Origin of the sequence: Streptomyces sp. NBC_01190 (assembly GCF_045039895.1) — a bacterium.
Taxonomy (GTDB): Bacteria; Actinomycetota; Actinomycetes; order Streptomycetales; family Streptomycetaceae; genus Actinacidiphila.
The window spans coordinates 233,581-253,642 of the sequence record NZ_CP108580.1; the positions used below are offsets into that span (position 1 = coordinate 233,581).

Genomic DNA, 20,062 nt, shown 5'->3' on the forward strand with positions numbered 1-20,062 from the left:
ACGACCACGCTAGCGCCGGGGTGCTAGTAGCGGCAAGGGCGCCATCTCGGATCCCGGAATGGGCGGAGCCCGCGCGCGCCGGCTGGTTGGCTGCCCTTATGAGTGATCTTCTTGTGCGCCCGGCGGCCCCCGGCGACGCGACGGCGGTGCTCGCCTTCTGGCGGCTCGCGGCCGAGGGCACCAGCATCAGCGACGACGAGGCGGGCGTCGCGCGCCTCGTCGAACGGGACCCGGAGGCGCTGCTGCTGGCCTACCGGGACGGCGACCTGGTGGGCTCGGTGATCGCGGGCTTCGACGGCTGGCGGTGCCATCTCTACCGGCTCGCCGTCCACCCCGACGACCGCCGTCAGGGCGTCGCCCGGACCCTGCTGGCGGCGGCCGAGCGGCGGTTCCTCGCCCTGGGCGGACGGCGCGGCGACGCGATGGTGCTGGAGCGCAACGAGTCGGCGCACCCTGCCTGGCGGGCGGCCGGCTACCGGCCGGAGGAGCAGTGGCGGCGCTGGACCAAGCCGCTCGCCACCCCCTGACCGGCACCGACCGGCACCGACCGGCACCGACCCAGCGGATCAGCGGATCAGCGGATCAGCCGGCACCGGCCGCATCCCGCCCCCGCGGGATTCCCGGACCGGCGGACCGTCGCACCGGCCGGCGGATGTCCGTACGCTGGCCGGGGCCGAAGATCGCGGATCGGGGGCACGCGGGCCGACGTCGTGCGTTCGCCCACGACCTGCCCGATCATGGGACCGAGGTGTCCGGATGACCGAAGTGCTGCTCCTGGTGGTGGCCCTGCTGCTCACCTTCGCCTGTGGCGTGTTCGTGGCCGCCGAGTTCTCGCTGACGACCGTCGAGCGCGGTGAGCTGGACCGGGCGGCGAAGGAGGGCGAGCGGGGCGCGGACGCCGCGCTGGCGGGGGTACGGACCCTGACCGTGCAGCTCTCCGGCGCCCAGCTCGGCATCACCGGCACCGGGCTGATCATCGGCATGCTGTCCGAGGCGTCCATCGGCAAACTGCTGCGCGGCCCGCTGCGGGGGGCCGGCCTGTCGCGATCCACCGCCTCCTCACTCGGCCTCGTGCTCGGCACCGCGGTGTCGACGGTGGCGCTGATGGTGATCGGCGAGCTGATCCCGAAGAACTGGGCGCTCGCCCGGCCGCTCACCGTGGTGAAGGCGGTCGCCGGGCCGCAGCGGGCCTTCACCACCGCCTTCATGCTGGTGATCCGCCATCTCAACAACGCCGCCAACCGGGTGCTGCGCCGGATGGGTCTGGAGCCGACCGAGGAGCTGGCCTCCACCCGGGGGCCGCGGGAACTGGTGGCGCTCGCCCAGCACTCCGCCAAGGAGGGCGCCCTGGAGCCCGACACGGCCGAGCTCTTCATCCGTACCCTCAACCTGGCCGACCTCACCGCGGAGAACGTGATGACGCCCCGGGTCCAGGTCACCGCGCTGGAGGCCCGGGCCACCGCCGAGGACGTGGCGAACGCCACCCGCGCCACCGGTCTGTCCCGCTTCCCGGTCTACCGGGACGCCCTCGACTCGGTGATCGGCACCGTCCACATCAAGGACGTACTGGCGGTTCCGGCCGACCGGAGGCTTCAACTGCCCGTGCTCGAACTGCTGCGTGAGCCGCTGCTGGTACCGGAGTCGCTGCCGGTGGACCGGCTGCTCGACCGGCTCTCCGGCCGGCAGACGATGGCGGTGGTGATCGACGAATACGGCGGTACGGCGGGTGTGGTGACGCTGGAGGACATCGTGGAGGAGGTGGTGGGCGAGGTACGGGACGAGCACGATCCGCAGGAGCAGCCGGTCCTGCTCCTGTTGCGCGAGGACGCCGACGGCCGCCGGATCTACGACGCCGACGGCGCCACCCGGACCGAGGACGAGCTGGAGCGGATCGGACTGCACGCGCCCGACGGCCCCTACGAGACGCTGGCCGGGCTGGTGGCCGCGCGGCTCGGCCGGATCCCGGCGGAGGGGGACACGGTGGAGCTGGCCGGCTGGCGGATCGAGGTCACCGAGGCGTCGGGGCGGCGCGCGGCCAGGGCCCGGCTGGTCTCGCCGCCCGCGGACGGCGGGCGACGAGGGTCCCGAGAGCCCCGCGAGCCGCGCCGATGACCGTTGTCCGGCTGATCATCGGTCTGCTCACCGTGGTGGTGAACGCCTTCTTCGTCGGGGCGGAGTTCGGCATGATCTCGGTGCGGCGCAGCCAGGTGGAGCCGCTCGCCGAGGGCGGCGACCGGCGGGCGCGCCGGGTGCTGTGGGGCCTTGAGCACCTCTCGCCGATGCTGGCCGCGGCGCAGCTCGGCGTCACCGCGTGCACGCTGGTGCTCGGCATCGTGGCCGAACCCGCGATCGAGCATCTGCTGGATCCGATCTTCCACGCCGCGAACGCCTCGCACGACGTGTCACGCCCGGTCTCGTATGTGATCTCGCTCCTCGTGGCCACCTATCTGCACATGCTCTTCGGCGAGATGGTGCCGAAGAACGTGGCGCTGGCCGAGCCGGTGCGGACCGCGCTGCTGCTCGGGCCGCCGCTGACCGGGCTGACCCGGGCGCTGCGACCGGTGATCTTCGGCGTCAACGCGCTCGCCAACGGCGGTCTGCGGCTGCTGCGGGTCGAGCCGAAGACCGAGGTGGACGCGGTGTTCTCGGACGACGAGCTGTCCCGGATGGTGGTCGACGCGGGCAAGGCCGGGCTGCTGGACGAGCGGGACGCCAAACGGTTGCGGGACGCGCTGGAGCTGGGGCGGCGGCCGGTCGGCGACGTCGTACTGCCGAGCGGCGAGGTGGTGCGGGCCCCGCTGGGCATCACCCCGGAGGGTCTTGAGGCCCTCGGCGCCAGGACCGGCTTCTCCCGCTTCCCGGTCCAGGACGCGGACGGGCGGGTGCTGGGCTATCTGCATGTGAAGGACGCGCTGGACGCGGAGCCGCGCGACGCGCCCTTCCCCCGCTCGGCCCTGCGCACCATCACCCGGGTGGGCGCCTCGACGCCGCTGGACGACGTCCTCACCGCGATGCGCGCGGGCCGCGCCCATCTGGCGGCGGTGGTGGACGACGAGGGCCGCGGGGTGGGCCTGGTGACGATGGAGGACGTACTGAAAGAGCTGGTCAGACGGGGGCGCCCGTAGGACGCCCGGCCCCCGATTCCCATGGCGACTAAGCGGTCGCATAGGATCCCCCGCCATGCACACGCCTGTCACTGGTCCCAGCCAGCCAAGCCGTTCCGGCCCTTCCGACCCTGCCGCCTACGCCAGCTTCGTCGCGGTCGGCGACTCCTTCACCGAGGGCATGTCGGATCTGCTGCCCGACGGCAGCTACCGGGGGTGGGCCGATCTGCTCGCCGCCCGGCTGGCGGCGCTCGACCCCGGCTTCCGGTACGCCAACCTGGCCGTGCGCGGCAAGCTGATCCGGCAGATCGCCGACGAGCAGGTGGACACCGCGGCGGCGCTGAGCCCGGACCTGATCACCCTGGTGGGCGGCCTCAACGACGTCATGCGGCCCAAGTGCGACGTGGACGAGGTGTGCGCCCTGCTCGAGGACTCGGCGGCGCGGCTGGCGCCGTCGTGCAAGCGATTGGTGCTGATGCGCACGCCGGTCCGCCGCGGTCCGGTCGCCGCCCGGGTGCTGCCCCGGATGGTGCGGCTCTTCGACTTCGTCGGCGAGCTGGCGGAGCGGCACGGCGCGCTGCTGGTGGACCTTTACAGCGCCGAGGTGCTGGGCGACGCGCGGATGTGGGCGGACGACCGCCTCCATCTCACCCCCGAGGGGCACGAACGGGTGGCCGAGGCGGTCTGGCAGGCGCTCGGCCTGCCCGCGGAGGCCGAGTGGACCCGGCCGCTGCCGCCGGCGATGCGCGCCGGCTGGACGGCCCGCCGCACCGCCGACCTCCGCTTCACCCGCGAGCATCTGCTGCCCTGGATCGGCCGCCGCCTCACCGGCCGCTCGACCGGCGACGGGCGCCCGCCCAAACGCCCGGACCTGACGCCCTGGCACGACCGGTAGCCGAACGGGCCGAACCACGCGACCGGTCGGTCGGATCCAGCGCCCGCACCCCGCTGAGCAGCGCGATCGGGGTCCTCGCGGGCGCGGATGGGCGTCCGGGAAAGCCGGTATGCTCTTCCCACGTGACTGCCAAGCCGCGTATCCCGAACGTCCTCGCCGGCCGCTACGCCTCGGCGGAGCTGGCCACCCTGTGGTCCCCGGAGCAGAAGGTGGTGCTGGAGCGCCGGCTGTGGCTGGCCGTGCTGCGGGCGCAGCAGGATCTCGGCATCGGGGTGCCCGAGCAGGCGATCGCGGACTACGAGCGGGTGCTGGAGCAGGTCGACCTCGCCTCGATCGCCGAGCGGGAGAAGGTCACCCGGCACGATGTGAAGGCCCGGATCGAGGAGTTCAACGCTCTGGCCGGGCACGAGCAGGTGCACAAGGGCATGACGTCCCGCGACCTGACCGAGAACGTGGAGCAGCTCCAGATCCGGCTGTCGCTCGAGCACGTCAGGGACCGTACGGTCGCGGTGCTCGCCCGGCTCGGCCAGTTGTCAGCCGAGTACGCGGAGCTGGTCATGGCCGGCCGCTCGCACAATGTGGCCGCGCAGGCGACCACGCTGGGCAAGCGCTTCGCGACCACCGCGGACGAGCTGCTGGTGGCCTTCGAACGGGTCGAGGACCTGATCGGGCGCTATCCGCTGCGCGGCATCAAGGGCCCGGTGGGCACCGCGCAGGACATGCTCGACCTGCTCGGCGGGGACACCGGCCGGCTCGCCGAGCTGGAGCACCGGATCGCCGACCACCTCGGCTTCTCCCGGGCGTTCACCTCGGTCGGCCAGGTCTATCCGCGCTCGCTCGACTACGACGCCGTGACCGCACTGGTGCAGCTCGCGGCGGCGCCCTCGTCGCTGGCCAAGACGATCCGGCTGATGGCGGGGCACGAGCTGGTCACCGAGGGGTTCAAGCCGGGCCAGGTCGGCTCCTCGGCGATGCCGCACAAGATGAACACCCGGTCCTGCGAGCGGGTGAACGGTCTGATGGTGGTGCTGCGCGGCTACGCCTCGATGACCGGCGAGCTGGCCGGCGACCAGTGGAACGAGGGCGACGTCTCCTGCTCGGTGGTCCGCCGGGTGGCGCTGCCGGACGCGTTCTTCGCCTTCGACGGCCTGCTGGAGACCTTCCTGACGGTGCTCGACGAGTTCGGCGCCTTCCCCGCGGTGGTCGCCCGCGAACTGGACCGCTATCTGCCGTTCCTGGCCACCACCAAGGTGCTGATGGGCGCGGTGCGGGCGGGTGTCGGCCGCGAGGTGGCGCACGAGGCGATCAAGGAGAACGCGGTGGCGTCCGCATTGGCGATGCGCGAACAGGGCACCGAGCGCAACGAGTTGCTCGACCGGCTGGCCGCCGACGAGCGGATCCCGCTGGACCGCGAACGGCTCGACGCGCTGATGGCCGACCGGCTGTCCTTCACCGGGGCCGCCGCCGGGCAGGTCGGCGAGGTGGTCCGCCGGATCGAAGAGGTCACCAAGGCGCACCCGCGGGCCGCCGCGTACCGCCCGGGGGCGATCCTCTGACCCCGGATCAGCTCGCGGCGGCCCGGGACCGTACCCTGCCCGACATCATAGGGACCGACCTGAAGGTGCTGTTCTGCGGCATCAACCCGGGGCTGATGTCGGCGTGGACCGGGCACCACTTCGCCCGGCCAGGCAACCGCTTCTGGCCGGCGCTGCACGCCTCCGGGTTCACCCCGCGCCGGTTCGCGCCCGCCGAGCAGCGGGACGTGCTCGCCCTCGGCTTCGGCATCACCAATGTGGCGGGCCGGGCCACCGCGCGGGCCGACGAACTGCGCCGGGACGAGTTGGTGGCCGGCGGCGAGCGGCTCACCGCCAAGGTCGCGGCGTACCGGCCCGGCTGGCTGGCCGTGCTCGGCGTGACCGCGTACCGGGTGGCGTTCGACGACCGGCTCGCCCGGGTGGGCCCGCAGCGGCGCACCCTCGGCGACACCCGGATATGGGTGCTGCCCAGCCCGAGCGGACTCAACGCCCACTGGTCGCCTGCCATGCTGGCCGCCGAGTTCGGCCGGCTGCGGACCGCCTCCCAGCTGCCGCCGCCGGACCGACCGGGCTGAGACAGCCGCGGGCAAACCAGCCGGTCGGCATGTCACGCAACCGGAACCTGACGGCACTCGCCGCGCGGCGCCGCGCCGAGTACGATCCGCCACACACAGGTACAGGCTGGGAGGACATACCTTGGGGCGACTCAGCGGCGGGGACCCGTCCCTGCTCCGGCGGATCAACTCCGCGGTCGTCCTCCACGCGCTCCGCGGAGCACAGACCCCGACCCTGACCGAGCTGGTGCACAGCACCGGTCTGTCACGGCCGACGGTCGAGGGCGTCATCGAGGGACTGACGGAGTCCGACCTGGTGGTCGAGGTCGCCCCGGAGCCGGGCGACGCCCGCAAGCAGGGCCGGCCGGCCCGCAGGTTCCGCTTCCACGCCGAGGCCGGCCACCTGCTGGGCATCGAGATCGGCGCGCATCAGTTGCGGGTGGTGCTCTCCGACCTCAGCGGCCAGGTCCTGGGGTCGCACGGGCGTGAGGTGGACGAGTCGGCCTCCGCCGACGACCGGGTGGAGCGGGTCCGGGTCACCGTCGCCGAGCTGCTCCGCAAGGCGGGCGTGGCCCGCAGCACTCTGTGGGCGGTCGGCGTGGGCAGCCCCGGCATCGTGGAGGCGCACGGCGAGGTCCGGCTGAGCACCGCGCTGCCCGGCTGGACGGGGCTGGCGCTCGGTGAGCGGTTGCAGCGCTCTTTCCGGTGTCCGGTGCTGGTGGAGAACGACGCCAACGTGGCCGCGGTCGCCGAGCACTGGAAGGGCGCCGCGGTCGGTACCGACGACGTGGTGTTCGTGCTGGCCGGGCTCAGCCCCGGCGCCGGCTCGCTGATCGGCGGCCGGCTGCACCGCGGTTTCGGCGGCGCGGCCGGAGAGATCGGGGCGCTGCATCTGCTGGGGCGCGAGCTGACCCCGGAGCATCTGCTGTCCACCACGGGGACGCCGCTGCACCCGCTGGACGAGCACGCCGTGGAGCGGGTGTTCGCGCTGGCCAAGGAGGGTGATGTGCAGGCGAAGGACGCGGTGGAGCGGTTCCTTCGGCGGCTGGTGCACGATGTGGCGGCGCTGGTACTGGCGATCGACCCGGAGCTGGTGGTGGTCGGCGGCTGGGCGGCCGGCCTGGACGGGGTGCTGGAGCCGCTCCGCTCCGAGCTGGCCCGCTACTGCCTGCGGACGCCGAACGTGGTGCTGTCCGCGCTGGGACAGGAGGCCATCGCCACCGGGGCGCTGCGGCTGGCGCTCGACCATGTGGAAGAGCAGTTGTTCGCCGTCGAGCAGACGTCGCTGGCGCGGCACTGAGACGGACCCGGCCCGCCCGCGGAGTGCGGACGGGCCGTGCCGGTCGAGCCCCGGTGACCGACCGGTCGAGGCGGTGGGGACCCGCGGCCGGCTTCAGGAGGCCTGGGCGTGTGTCTCCGGCTGGTGGTGGGTGACCTCGACCGCCCCGGAGTCACCGAAGGTGAGCCGGCAGGTGTCCGCGCGGTAGGTGGCGACCGAGGCCGCGGCGACCCGGCCGGCGTTGTAGTAGCGGGTGGTGAGGACGAGCACCGGCGCGCCCGGCAGCCGGTCGAGCTGCTTGGCGTCCTCGGCGCGCGCGGAGCCGAGTTCGACGGCGCGGTCCTCGGCGTCCAGCTCCAGTGCGTGCAGTTCGCGCAGCACGGCGGGGGCGTGGGTCGCGGGGGTGAGCAGACCGGAGAGGTTCGGCACCGAGGCCGGCGGCACATAGAGCAGCTCGGTGGCGACCGCCTGGCCCCGCATCACCCGCTCGCGCCGGATGGTGTGCACGGCTTCGTCCCGGGCGGTGCCGAGCAGCGCGGCGACCTGGGCCGGGGCGCCGGCCTCGACACAGCCGATGGTGTTCCACGCGTCGCGTCCGGCGCCCGGCCACACATTGGCCGAGGGGCCGACGGCGACACCCATCCGGGGCGGTGCCACGGTGGTGCCCACGCCGCGCCGCCGCTGGAGCCGGCCTTCCAGTTCGAGCTGTTCGAGCGCCTGGCGCAGGGTGGCCCGGGCGACACCGAAGCGGGCGGCCAGGTCACGTTCGTTGGGCAGGATCTCACCCACCTCGAACTCGGAGTCGAGGGCGTCGTTCAACACCGTCTTGAGGTGCCAGTACTTCGGCTCCTGCACCGCTTCGAGCTCCGTGGTCCCCACCCTGTCCTCGCATTCAACCGGAGCCGCGGCCGGCCGGTCGGGCCGGGTCGGCGGCTTGTTAAGCCTTGTTTCGGAACCTGTGTTTATTAAAGGTTCTTGCACTAACTACGAGGACGATAGAGCCGGTTCGCGAACTTGGTCAAGACCAATCCTCGAACCCGCCCATGCCCACCGGAACCGGATACATGAGACGTTCACGAAGTGTTGATCGTGCCCTGCGGTACCGTTCGTGATTTGCGCGCCGGGGCGGCGCGGCGGCGGGTGGTCGGAAGGGAGCGGCGATGGGCCAGGTCACGGTGGTCACCGGGGGCGGTCGTGGGATCGGGGCGGCGGTGGCGCGGCGGCTCGCCGCCGACGGGCACCGGATAGCGATCGGCTACGAACGGGCCAAGGACGCGGCGGACGAGGTGGCCCGCGAGGTCCGGTCGGCCGGGACCGCGTGCCTGGTGCACCAGGTCGACACCAGTGACGAGGAGGGGGTCGACGCGTTCTTCGACGCGGTGCGGGCCGGCCTGGGACCGGTCACCGGCCTGGTCAACAACGCCGGCGTCACCGGACCGCTGGGCCGCTTCACCGACACCCCGGTGGCCGTGATGCGCCGGGTGGTCGACGTCAATGTGCTGGGCGCGCTGATCTGCGCCCGGCGCGCGGTGCTGGAGATGTCGACCCGCCACGGGGGCGCCGGCGGCGCGATCGTGAACATCTCCTCCGGCGGCGCCACCTTGGGCAGTCCCGGCGAGTACGTGCACTACGCGGCGAGCAAGGCCGCCGTCGACGCCCTGACGCTGGGGCTGTCCAAGGAGCTCGCCGAAGAGGGCGTGCGGGTGAACTCCGTGCAGCCCGGCATGATCGTCACCGATATCCACGCGGCGATGGGGGACGCGGAGCGGCCGTGGCGGAAAGCCGACCGGATCCCGATGCGGCGTCCCGGACAGCCGGCGGAGGTCGCGGGCGCGGTGGCGTGGCTGCTGTCGCCGGAGGCGTCGTACACCACGGGAGCGGTGCTGCGGGTGGCCGGCGGGCTGTGAGGGGCGGGCCCGGGGCACGCCCGCCCGCACGCCCCTGCGCCCCTGCGCCCCTGCGGTGACAGGAGTTTTGACCCGAGCATGACCGAAACCCGACGGTGATACGGGGTAACGCAGGGGAAACCCGCGCCCGCCCCGGCAGGAGCACAATCCGTGTGCCCCGACCGCTCACACCGTTTACACCGTTGGTTGAAGTGCCTCTCCAGCAGGCGCGGTTCAGCGCTGGTTCGACCCCGAAGGAGCACCATGTCCGGACCCACCGTGACCGCCGAGAAGCCGACGTCCGCGCCCCCGCCGGCCGGCAACCCCGTGGACCGCTTCTTCCGGATCAGCGAACGCGGTTCGACCACGGGCCGGGAGATCCGGGGCGGTCTGGCCACGTTCTTTACGATGGCCTACATCCTCGTACTCAACCCGATCATCCTCGGCAGCGGGACGGACAAGTTCGGGCACCACCTGTCGACCGCCCAACTGCTCACCGCCACCGCCCTGGTGGCCGCCGTGATGTGCGCGATCATGGGCGTCGGCGGCAATCTGCCGCTGGCCATCGCCACCGGACTCGGCCTCAACGCGGTGGTGGCCTTCCAGTTGGCGCCGAAGATGAGCTGGCCGGACGCGATGGGCCTGGTGGTCCTGGAGGGGCTGCTGATCTGCGTACTGGTCGTCACCGGCCTGCGCGAGGCGATCATGAACGCGATACCCCAGCCCATCAAGCAGGCGATCAGCGTCGGGATCGGGATGTTCATCGCCTTCATCGGCCTGGTCGACGCCGGGTTCGCCAGCCGGATCCCGGACGCGGCCAAGACCACCACCCCCGTGCAGCTCGGCGGCTCCGGCACGCTCACCGGCTGGCCGGTGCTGGTGTTCTGTCTCGGCGTGCTGCTCACCGTGGCGCTGGTGGCGCGGAAGGTGAAGGGCGCGATCCTGATCAGCATCGTGGTGATGACGATCGTGGCGATCATCGTCAACGCGATCGCCGACATCCCGGACGGCGCCTGGGGCCTGACCGTGCCGAAGCTGCCCCATCACGTGGTCGCCAGCCCGGACTTCGGCCTGATCGGCCACTTCAGCCTCTTCGGCGGCTTCAAGGAGGCGGGCGTGGTCACCTCCCTGCTCTTCGTCTTCACCCTCGTCCTGTCGGACTTCTTCGACGCCATGGGCACGATCGTCGGCATCTCCAACGAGGCGGGGCTCCTCGACGAGCAGGGCCGGGTGCCGAACATCGGCCGGGTGCTGTTCATCGACGGCCTGGCCGCGGTGGCCGGCGGCGCCGCGTCGAGCTCGTCCAACACCGCGTACGTCGAGTCGGCCGCGGGTGTCGGCGAGGGCGCGCGCACCGGGTTGGCGAGTGTGGTGACGGGGGCGCTGTTCGCGGTCGCGCTCTTCCTGTCCCCCCTGGCCGGCGTGGTGCCGTCGCAGGCCGCGGCCCCGGCGCTGGTCGCGGTGGGCTTCCTGCTGATGGCGCAGGTGCGCAATATCGACTGGACCCAGTACGACATCGCGATCCCGGCGTTCCTCACCATCGCGGTCATGCCCTTCACGTACAGCATCACCAACGGGATCGGCGCGGGCTTCCTCTCGTATGTCGCGATCAAGGTCGCGCTGGGCAGGATCCGCGATGTGCATCCGCTGATGTGGGGCGTGTCGGTGTGCTTCCTGGCGTACTTCGCCATCGATCCGTTGCAGCAGGTGCTCGGGGCGAAGTAGCGGCGCGGGCCGCTGCCGGGGGCGCCCGTCGACGCGTACGGGCGGGCCCGGCGCCACGCGGATACGCCCCGGCCGGGACGGGGGTGCCCGGCCGGGGCTGCTGGCCGGACCGGCGCACGCACCGGCCCGTACTGGGAGAACTTCCCCCGTCACGGCGGAGTTCCCGGCCGCCCGGAGATTTTGCGCATCCGCCGCCTGACGCTGCTCCGGGCCGGCCCCGGAAGAACCCCGGCCCGATCCCGGCCGGACTCCGGCCCGCCACCCCGGCCGGGTCGCACCCGCCGTTCCGGCGCGGCGGCGCACCGGAGGTATCCGGCCGCAGTCGCTCGCGGGCGCGGCGGCCGGCCGGGGCCGGCGAGGGTGACGGGCTATCATCTCTTTTTCGCTGCCTGCTCCGTGGCCGTCCCCGCCCCCGTCGCGGGGCGACTTCGCCCGGGGCCCGGGCCGTCAGCCGATCGGCCCAACCGGCCCCGCCCCCGTCTGACCTGCCGAAACGGTGTGGATGGGCCAAACTGTTGAAAAGGTAGGTTAACCGGGAAGATCAGCTCTTTTACCGTCCGGTCATGGCGCGTTCGTGATCACGCAACAAGCATTCGGCATGGTGGCTGTATGCCTCACTTGACCCCTGCCCATACCAGAGCACGGCACCGTCACTGGGGCCGCGACCTCGCCGAAGTGGCCGCGCTCTTCACGGCCATGGCCGCCGCCGACTTCGTCGCCGATCTGGTGAACCACGGTCCGGACGGCCGCGTACTGCTCGCCACCTCGTCCGTGGGGCTGCTCGCCGCGGCGGGTTTCCACACCTGGTGGTCACGCCGCCACAGCCACGCTCCCCCGGCCCCGGCGCCGGCCGAACCCGTGGCGGGCGGGACCGAGACCGTGCTGTGGCGGCTGCGGACGACCGTGCGGGACACCCCCGGCAGCCTCGGCGCGGTGTGCACGGCACTGGCCCACAGCCGGATCGACATCATCACCCTTCAGACGCATCCGCTGGCCGAGGGCACCGTGGACGAGTTCCTGCTCCGGGCGCCCGCCGCGCTGCCGGCCGCCGCCCTGGTCCTCACCGTGGCCGACGCGGGCGGCACCGACACGTGGCTGGAGCGGGCCGACGCCCACGACCTGGTGGACGCGCCGACCCGGATGCTCACCCTGGCCACCCGCACCGCCCTCGACGCCGCCGAACTCCCGCTCGCCCTGCGCGAGTTGTTCGGCCGCTGCGCCATCACCTCGACCCCCGGGGCGTACTCGGGGAGCGACGCGGACACGCTGGAGCCCACCGTGATGCGGCTGTGCGACCCGTCCGGCGGCACCATCACCGTCCGGCGCGACCACCTCCCCTTCACCCCGACCGAGTTCGCCCGGGCGCGGGCGCTGGTGGAGCTCGACGCGCGGCTCGGCGTCCGGATGCCGGCCCGCCGGGACGTGCTGACCCTGCCCGAGGGCAACGAGATCACCATGCGCCGGGCGAGCCCCGAGGACCTGCCGGCGGCACTGGCGATGCACGCCCGCTGCTCCCCCGCCACGCTCACCGCCCGCTACCACGGTCCGGCCGGCGACACGGACCGCTATCTCGACCATCTGCTCAGCCCGCGCTTCGGCCGCTCGATCGCCGTGGAGACCGCGTCGGGCAAGCTGGTCGCGCTCGGCCATCTGCTCTGGGACGGCGACGAGAACGAGGTGGCGCTGATCGTCGAGGACGAGTGGCAGCGCCGGGGTATCGGCGCCGCCCTGCTCCGCCGGCTGGTCGAACTCGCCGCCGACGCGGGCCGGGCGGCCGTCTACGCGGTCACCCAGTCCGCCAACACCGGGATGGTGGCGACGATGCGCGAACTGGGTCTGCCGCTGGACTACCAGGTGGAGGACGGCACCCTGGTGATCACCGCCACACTCCCGTCGGCCACGGCGGCGGATTCGTCGTCCGCGCTGCTGCCCTGGGTCGCCGGTCGCCGCCCCTGACCTCCCATGTCGCGCTTGGGTGACCGACGCGCCCCGCATCCCGGCCACCGGCCCGGCGGCCGGCGGAGCGACCGGGCAGACGTAAGGTACGAAGATTTTTTTGCTAGTGACGCGGGCCGCTCCGGCGTACGAGGATGGCGGTATGTCCACTCTCAGCAGCGGCTCGCTGCCCCGCCGGGTCGCCGACGCCTATGTCGACGATCTGATCGCACTCGACCCCATTTTCGGCACCTATCTCGGAGCGCCCGGAAGCGCCCGCCGGCTGCCGGACTTCTCGCCGGCGGGCGCGGACGCTCAAGCCGACCTGGCGCGCACCACCCTGAAGCGGCTGACCGAGGCCGAGGCACAGCCCGGGGCGGACAGTGACGCGGAGCGACGCTGCGCCCGGCTGCTGCGCGAGCGGCTCGCCGCCCAGCTCGCCGTCCATCGGGCCGAGGAGCATCTGCGGGCGGTGAGCAACCTGGTGTCGCCGCCGCACGCCATCCGTGAGGCGTTCACCCTGATGCCGGCCGAGACCTCGGACGACTTCGCGGATCTCGCCGCCCGGCTGCGCGCCGTCCCGGCCGCCCTGGCCGGCTACCGGGCATCGCTCGCCGAGGGCCTGGCCCGCGGTCTGCACGCGGGACCGCGCCAGGTCGCCACTGTCATCGGGCAGTTCACCGAGTGGGTCGGGGAGGACGGCACCGGGAGCTGGTTCGCCGACCTGGTCGCGGCCGGCCCCGCGGAGCAGCGGGACGAGCTGGCCGCGGCCGCCGCCGAGGCGACCGCCGCGTACACCGGGCTGCGCGACTGGCTCCGGGACACCTACGGTCCCGCCATCGCCGCGGCCCCCGACGCGGTGGGCCGGGAGCGGTACGCCCGCTGGTCCCGGTACTGGAACGGCGCGGATCTCGACCTGGACGAGGCGTACGCCTACGGCTGGTCCGAATTCCACCGGCTGCGCGGCGAGATGGTCGCCGAGGCCGGCAAGATCCTGCCCGACGCCACCCCGTGGGAGGTGCTCAGGTACCTGGAGGCGCACGGTCAGGCGATCGAGGGGGTCGACGAGGTCCGTGACTGGCTCCAGGCCCTGATGGACGAGGCGATCGCGGCCCTGGACGGCACCCACTTCGAACTCGCCGAGCGGGTCCGCCGGGTGGAGTCCCGGATCGCGCCGCCCGGCGGCGCCGCCGCCCCGTACTACACCGGTCCTTCCGAGGACTTCAGCCGGCCGGGCCGGACCTGGCTGCCCACCATGGGCAAGACCCGCTTTCCGATCTTCGAGCTGGTGTCCACCTGGTATCACGAGGGGGTGCCCGGCCACCATCTCCAGTTGGCGCAGTGGGCGCACGTCGCGGAGGACCTGTCGCGTTACCAGGCCACGGCCGGCCTGATCAGCGCCAATGCCGAGGGCTGGGCGCTGTACGCGGAGCGGCTCATGGACGAGCTGGGCTTCCTCACCGACCCGGAGCGGCGGCTCGGCTATCTGGACGCGCAGATGATGCGCGCCAACCGCGTCATCGTCGACATCGGGATGCACCTGGAGCTGGAGATCCCGGCGGATTCGCCGTTCCACCCCGGTGAGCGCTGGACGCCTGAGCTGGCCCGTGAGTTCTTCGGCGTGCACAGCGGCAGGCCGGCCGACTTCGTGGACAGCGAACTGGTCCGCTATCTCGGCCTTCCGGGCCAGGCCATCGGCTACAAGATCGGCGAGCGCGCCTGGCTGACCGGCCGGGCCGCCGCCCGCGCGGCGCACGGCGACGACTTCGACGCGAAGGCGTGGCACATGGCCGCGCTGTCGCTGGGGTCGCTCGGCCTCGACGATCTGGTGGCGGAGATCTCGGCGCTGTAGCCGCGACGCTGGGCGTTCGCCGGGTTCCCGGTGTCCCTTGCGCGGCGTTCCGCGGGACCGGGCCCGGCCTCGCGGCGGGGGCGGGACCGGGTCCGGCGGGACCCGGGCACGGGCCGCCGCAAAGCCGAAGCCCTGGTCGCGCCGGGCCGTTACCCTGCTGCTCATCGGCCCGCTCGCCCGGGCGGTCGGGCCGGCCCTTCTTTCGACAAGGCGGTACCGCTGGATGACTCTGCACGCTTCCCATGACGAAGGACGGCTGGTGCTGACCCAGGGGAGGCTGACCCTGCGGGAGCAGCTTCCGGAGGACGCCGTCGAGTTGGCCGAGGGCAAGCCCGCCGGGCTGGTGTGGATCGACGGCGTGCCCGGCGAGGGCACGGTGGGCGCGGCCACCATGACGGTGGCGACCGCCGGGGCGGGGGTCTACCGGCCCGGTTGGGGGCTGTTCGCGATCATCAGATCCGAGGACGGGACCGCGGTCGGCGGGGCCGGCTTCCACGGTCCGCCCGACGAGGGCTCGGTGGAGATCGGCTACGACCTGTCGGAGTCGGCGCGCGGCGCGGGATGGGCGACCGACGCCGCCCGGGTCCTGTGCCAGTGGGCGCTGGCCCAGCCCTCGGTGATCATGGTGCTGGCCACCACGGAACCGACCAACCACGCCTCCCAGGCGGTCCTGGAGCGGGTCGGTTTCATACGGGTCGCCGACCGCGGCGAGCTCTGGGCGTACGAACTCACCTCCATCCCGGCCTGACCGCGGCAGGTCCCGGGCGGCGGCTCCCGGCCCGTGCGGCGGGGCCCCCGCGCGTCAGCCGCGGCTTCCCGCACCCGTGCGCGTCCGCACCGTGGAGCCGTCCCGGCCCTTGAGCACGCGGAGCTGGGCCGGAATCCGGTGCCGCAGATCCGCGACGTGGCTGACGATGCCGACCGCCCGGTCCCGTTCCCGCAGCCCGTCGAGGACGTCGAGGACTTCGTCGAGGGTCTGGTCGTCCAGCGAGCCGAACCCCTCGTCGATGAAGAGGGTGTCGAGCCGGGTGCCGCCCGATTCGTCGGTCACCACGTCGGCGAGGCCGAGGGCCAGGGCGAGCGAGGCGAAGAAGGTCTCGCCGCCGGAGAGCGTCGCGGTGTCGCGTTCGGTCCCGGTCCAGGCGTCCACCACCATCAGGCCGAGCCCGGACTTGCCGCGGCCGCTGCCGCGGGCGTCGCTGTGGACGAGGGTGTAGCGGCCTGCGGACATGCGCTGGAGGCGGACGCCCGCGGCGGCCGCGACCTGTTCGAGCCGGGCCGCCAGCACATAGGTCTCCAGCTCCATCCGGAACCGGTTCTCCACCGTGGTCGCCGAGGCCAGGTCGGAGAGCCGGGCGATCCGGGTGAACGCCGCCCGCTCCGGGGCGATCCGGCGCATCCGGGCGGTGGCGCTCGCCGAGAGCCGGTCGAGGTCGCGGCAACGGGTGGCGGCGGCGGACTCCTCGGCCGCCGCGGTCCGCAACCGGGCGGTGGCGGCGGCCAGCGCCGCCTGAGCGGCCACCGGGTCCGCCGGGGGCAGCTCGGCGGCCGCGGCGGGCTCGGGCGCGGCGAGGTCCGCTTCCAGAGCGGCTTCCTCCCTGGCCCATGCCTCCACCAGGGCTTCGGCCGCGCGGAGCCGCCCGGCGGGCAGCAGCGCGGCCTCGGCGTCGGCGGGCGAGCCGAACCCGGCGCGGGCGGCGGCTTCGGTCAGGGCCGATTCGGCGTCGGCGAGCCGTGCGGCGCTCTCGGCGCGGTCCCGGACGGCGTGCGCGGAACGTTCCAGCAGCGCCACCCGGGCGGTCAGCGCGGCCCGGCGGGCCGCGACACTGGCGTGGCCGGCCCGCGCCCGGTCGAGTTCGGCGCTCAGCCGTTCGTGCTGCTCGTCCAGTTCTTCCCGCCGGGAGGTGCGCGCGGCGGTCCTGTTGAGCGCGGCGTTGCGCTGCTCGGTGCGGCGCTCGCGCTCTTCCTCGGCGCGGGCCAGTGCCGCTCTGGCCTCGGGCATCCGGGCGGTCTCACGGGCGGCGGCGGAGTGCTCGGCCGTCAGGGCGGCGAGGGCGACGTCGAGCCGGGCCACCGGCTCCTGGCCGGCCGTGGCGCCGACGGCTTCGAGCGCGGCCGCCAGCCGGGCGGTTTCGGTCCGGGCCTTGTCATACGCGGTGGCCGCCCGCTGGTAGGCGGTGTCCGCGGCGTCCTCGTCGGCCCGGGTGACCTGGCGGGCGGCGGGCGTGGCGGGCGCGGGATGGTCGGGTGAGCCGCACACCCGGCAGGCCTCGCCGTCCGCCAACTGCGCGGCCAGCTCGGCGGCGATGCCCTCGATCCGGGCCTCCCGCAGGTCCTGCCAGGCCTCCCGGGCCTCGGCGGCCCGGTCCCGGGTGTCCCGCGCCGCCTGCTCGGCGTCGCGCAACCGCCCTGCCAGCCGGTCCCGTTCGGCGGCGGCCGTCCGCCGCCGCCGAACGGCCTCCAGCTCCACGCCCAGCCCGGCGGTCCGGGCGCCCGCCTCGACTCCGGCGTCCACCCGCGCCGTCAGGTCCGCCCGTTCCCGCTGCCAGCCCGCCAGCCATGCCTCGGCGTCGCGGACCACCCCTTCGTCGGCGCGTTCCTCACGCTCCAGCGCCTGCCGCCGGCCGGCGATCTCCCGGAGCCGCCCCTCGGTCTCTTCCGCCTGGGCGAGACCGCCCAGCTCCTCCCGCAACTCCCCCGCCCGCCGGGTCAGTGTCTCGCCGGGAAGGAGTTCGGCCGGGGCGGGCCCGGCGGTGCGGGCGCCGGCCCCGGCCGGCTCGCGCTCGCGCCCGCCTGGAGCCGCGTCGACGGGGGAATCCGGCGCGCCGCCCGGCTCGGGAGCCCCGGCCCGTCCCCCGGTGGTCCGGGCGGACCTGCCGCCGTGGGCCGCGGCGGTGGTGTCCTGCGCACCGCGGCGCGCGGCCGGGATCTCCGCCTCGCCAGGCGCCCTGGACCCGCGCGCCGGGGGAATCGCGCCCGCGGCCGGCGGTTCGCCCGCCGCGACCAGCTCTTCGACGGTCCGCTGCTCGACGGAGAGCGCCTCCCGGTGCTGGGTGGCGGCCTTTTCCCGGCGGGCCAGGGCGGGGTCGACCGTCAGGGCCCGGTGGGCCCGGGCCAGGCGGTCGCGGCCGGCTGCCCTGGCCGGGCGGTCGAGGGCGAGGGCCTCGGCGCGGGCGCGGGCGTCGGCGTGGCGGGCCTGGAGGGCGTGCAGGTCGCGAACCGCGTCGAAGGCGTCGGCCGCGGCCCGGTGCGCGTGCTCCGCCTGGCTCAGGGCCGAGCGGGTGATGGTGAGTGCCTCGCGCGCGTCGCACCGCAGCACCGCGGCCCACTCCAGCGGGTGCGCCGCACGGTCGGATTCGGTTGTGGGGTCGGATTCGGTTGCGGATTCGGTTGCGGATTCGGTCGCGGATGCGCCGCCGGCGGCCTGGCGCAACCGGGCGGTCAGGTCGCGCACGTCCGCGTTGCCCTGGCCGAGCCGCTGCGCCGCCTCCTGCTTGCGCTCGCGCAGCCACTTCTCCACGCCCTGGAAGCGCCGGGTGTCGAAGAGCTTGCCGAGCAGCGCGGCCCGCTCGGTGGCGGTCGCCCGCAGGAAGGTGGCGAACTCGCCCTGCGGCAACAGCACGACCTGGCAGAACTGTTCGCAGCTCATGCCGACCAGTTGCTTGATCTCCTCGCCGACTTCCTGGTGGGACGTGGACAGCCCCCGCCACTGGCCGCCGGTGTGCTCGCTGAGCAGCGTGACCGCCTTGTCCAGCGTGGTCCCGGTGCCCCGGCGCTTGGCCCGCGGTTGTTCGGGACGCCGGGTGATCTCCAGCCGCCGTCCGCCGACGGTCAGGTCGAGGATCACCTCGGTGGCGGTGCCGGCCGCGGCGTGGTCGCTGCGCAGCCGGGTGGCCGGCCGCGCGCCCGGCACCTGTCCGTAGAGCGCGTAGCAGACCGCGTCAAGGACGGAGGTCTTGCCCGCGCCGGTGGGGCCGTGCAGCAGGAACAGCCCGGCGGCGGAGAGTTCGTCGAAGTCGACGTGCTGGGTGCCGGCGAAGGGCCCGAAGGCGGTGAGTTCGAGTCGGTGCAGTCGCATCCCGGTCAGGCCCCGTCCGTTTCCTTGCCGGCCCCGCCGGCCCGCACCGCGTCGAACGCCTCATCGAGCACGGCGCGTTCGGCGGGGTCGGGTGCCAGGCCCCGTACGTGGGTGACGAAGTCCTCGGCGATCTGCCGGTCGGTCCGGCCGCGCAGCCGCTGGGCGTAGGACGCCGCCCGGTCCTCGTCGCCGCCGTCCGGCTCGAAGGCGAGGCTGAGGATGTGCGGAAAGCGCTTGGCCAGCGCGGCCATCGGCTCGGGCGGGCGGTAGGGATCGGTAAGGGTGGCCTCGACCCAGGCGTCGGTGTGCCGGTCGTGCACGGGGTCGCCGAGCAGGTCGTCGAATCGGCCGCGCAGCCGGGCGAGCCGCCGCGGTACCGGCGTGTCGATTCGTTCGGCGACCACGTCGCCCGCCGCGTCCAGGTCGACCAGCCACATGCTCTTGCGGTGGTGCTCCTCGGAGAAGGAGTAGGCGAGCGGTGAGCCGGAGTAGCGGATCCGCTCGCCCACCGTCTGGCAGCCGTGCAGATGGCCGAGCGCCACGTAGTGCACCCCGTCGAAGACTGCGGCGGGGACGGCCTGCACACCGCCCGCGGTGATGTCCCGTTCGCTGTCGCAGGGCGCGGCCCCGGTGACGAAGGCGTGCGCGAGCACCACGGCCCTGGTGCCCGGCGGACGACGGCCGAGGTCGGCCCGGATCCGCTCCATGGCGGCGCCGAGCACCGCCGTGTGGTCGGCCCGCTCGGCGCCGAACTCCTGCCGCACGAGGGCCGGTTCGAGGTACGGCAGCCCGTAGACGGCGATGTCCCCGTGGTCCCCCGGCCCCTCGTGGTCCCCCTGCCCGCCGGGCAGCAGCACCGGCTGATGGCAGGTGGCGGGGTCGGTGCGCAGGTGGATGCCGGCCCGGCCCATGATCCCGGCCCCGACGCCGAGCCGCCGGGCGGAGTCGTGGTTGCCGGAGATCATCACCGTGGGCACGCCCAGGTCGGCGAGGCGGTGCAGCGCGTCGTCGAAGAGTTCGACGGCGGACAGCGGCGGGACGGCCCGGTCGTAGACGTCGCCTGCGACGAGGACGGCGTCGACGCCTTCGGCGCGGACGGTCTCCACCAGGTGGTCGAGGAAGGCCCGCTGGGCGTCGAGCAGGCTGACCCGGTGGAAGGAACGTCCCAGGTGCCAGTCCGAGGTGTGCAGAAATCTCACGCGGCAACTCCGACCCGCAC

Annotated in this window: 15 protein-coding genes; 12 read left to right on the forward strand and 3 right to left on the reverse strand. The window is 73.8% G+C overall.

All coding sequences use genetic code 11. From position 1 onward, the window contains the following. The first annotated feature begins 98 nt into the window (after positions 1-98). The 7 genes from OG519_RS01080 to OG519_RS01110 all read left to right on the forward strand — a co-directional run bounded on the left by OG519_RS01080 (position 99) and on the right by OG519_RS01110 (position 7,388). Complete coding sequence (locus OG519_RS01080) at positions 99-527, forward strand: GNAT family N-acetyltransferase (RefSeq protein WP_405577484.1); 429 nt, start codon at positions 99-101, stop codon at positions 525-527. A 229-nt stretch (positions 528-756) separates the two neighbouring features. Continuing rightward, on the forward strand, positions 757-2,112 hold the full coding sequence (locus OG519_RS01085) for a hemolysin family protein (protein WP_405577486.1): 1,356 nt from the start codon (positions 757-759) through the stop codon (positions 2,110-2,112). Then, positions 2,109-3,125 (forward strand): hemolysin family protein, encoded by a 1,017-nt coding sequence (locus tag OG519_RS01090; RefSeq protein WP_405577488.1) that lies wholly within the window; start codon positions 2,109-2,111, stop codon positions 3,123-3,125. Before OG519_RS01085 ends, OG519_RS01090 begins: the two co-directional genes overlap by 4 nt. 55 nt (positions 3,126-3,180) lie before the next feature. Then, positions 3,181-3,999, forward strand: coding sequence for an SGNH/GDSL hydrolase family protein (locus OG519_RS01095; protein ID WP_405577490.1), 819 nt, complete (start codon positions 3,181-3,183; stop codon positions 3,997-3,999). A gap of 122 nt (positions 4,000-4,121) precedes the next feature. Next, positions 4,122-5,555 carry an adenylosuccinate lyase gene (gene purB / locus OG519_RS01100; RefSeq protein ID WP_405577492.1) on the forward strand — a complete coding sequence of 478 codons (1,434 nt, stop codon included), beginning with the start codon at positions 4,122-4,124 and terminating at the stop codon, positions 5,553-5,555. Between the two features lie 65 nt (positions 5,556-5,620). After that, positions 5,621-6,109, forward strand: coding sequence for a G/U mismatch-specific DNA glycosylase (gene mug, locus OG519_RS01105; RefSeq protein ID WP_405577494.1), 489 nt, complete (start codon positions 5,621-5,623; stop codon positions 6,107-6,109). Between the two features lie 121 nt (positions 6,110-6,230). Beyond that, positions 6,231-7,388 (forward strand): ROK family protein, encoded by a 1,158-nt coding sequence (locus tag OG519_RS01110; RefSeq protein WP_405577496.1) that lies wholly within the window; start codon positions 6,231-6,233, stop codon positions 7,386-7,388. A gap of 93 nt (positions 7,389-7,481) precedes the next feature. Here the strand turns inward: OG519_RS01110 and OG519_RS01115 are convergent, their stop codons facing one another. Beyond that, positions 7,482-8,246, reverse strand: a complete 765-nt coding sequence (locus OG519_RS01115) for a GntR family transcriptional regulator (RefSeq protein ID WP_405577497.1) — start codon at positions 8,244-8,246, stop codon at positions 7,482-7,484. Between the two features lie 281 nt (positions 8,247-8,527). Between OG519_RS01115 and OG519_RS01120 the strand changes: the two genes are divergently transcribed. The 5 genes from OG519_RS01120 to OG519_RS01140 all read left to right on the forward strand — a co-directional run bounded on the left by OG519_RS01120 (position 8,528) and on the right by OG519_RS01140 (position 15,513). Beyond that, positions 8,528-9,274 (forward strand): SDR family oxidoreductase, encoded by a 747-nt coding sequence (locus OG519_RS01120; protein ID WP_405577499.1) that lies wholly within the window; start codon positions 8,528-8,530, stop codon positions 9,272-9,274. Positions 9,275-9,517: 243 nt separating this feature from the next. Continuing rightward, positions 9,518-10,978, forward strand: a complete 1,461-nt coding sequence (locus OG519_RS01125) for an NCS2 family permease (protein WP_405577501.1) — start codon at positions 9,518-9,520, stop codon at positions 10,976-10,978. Positions 10,979-11,587: 609 nt separating this feature from the next. Beyond that, on the forward strand, positions 11,588-12,934 hold the full coding sequence (locus tag OG519_RS01130; RefSeq protein WP_405577503.1) for a GNAT family N-acetyltransferase: 1,347 nt from the start codon (positions 11,588-11,590) through the stop codon (positions 12,932-12,934). Between the two features lie 142 nt (positions 12,935-13,076). After that, entirely contained in the window at positions 13,077-14,765 is a 1,689-nt protein-coding gene (locus OG519_RS01135) for a DUF885 domain-containing protein (RefSeq protein WP_405577504.1), read from the forward strand. 223 nt (positions 14,766-14,988) lie between these two features. After that, positions 14,989-15,513: a GNAT family N-acetyltransferase gene (locus OG519_RS01140; protein WP_405577506.1), complete on the forward strand. Its 525-nt coding sequence runs from the start codon at positions 14,989-14,991 to the stop codon at positions 15,511-15,513. Between the two features lie 54 nt (positions 15,514-15,567). On the opposite strand, the gene OG519_RS01145 is transcribed toward OG519_RS01140, so the two are convergent. After that, positions 15,568-18,843, reverse strand: a complete 3,276-nt coding sequence (locus OG519_RS01145; protein ID WP_405577508.1) for an AAA family ATPase — start codon at positions 18,841-18,843, stop codon at positions 15,568-15,570. A 5-nt stretch (positions 18,844-18,848) separates the two neighbouring features. Beyond that, positions 18,849-20,042, reverse strand: a complete 1,194-nt coding sequence (locus OG519_RS01150; protein ID WP_405577510.1) for an exonuclease SbcCD subunit D — start codon at positions 20,040-20,042, stop codon at positions 18,849-18,851. Positions 20,043-20,062 lie beyond the last annotated feature (20 nt).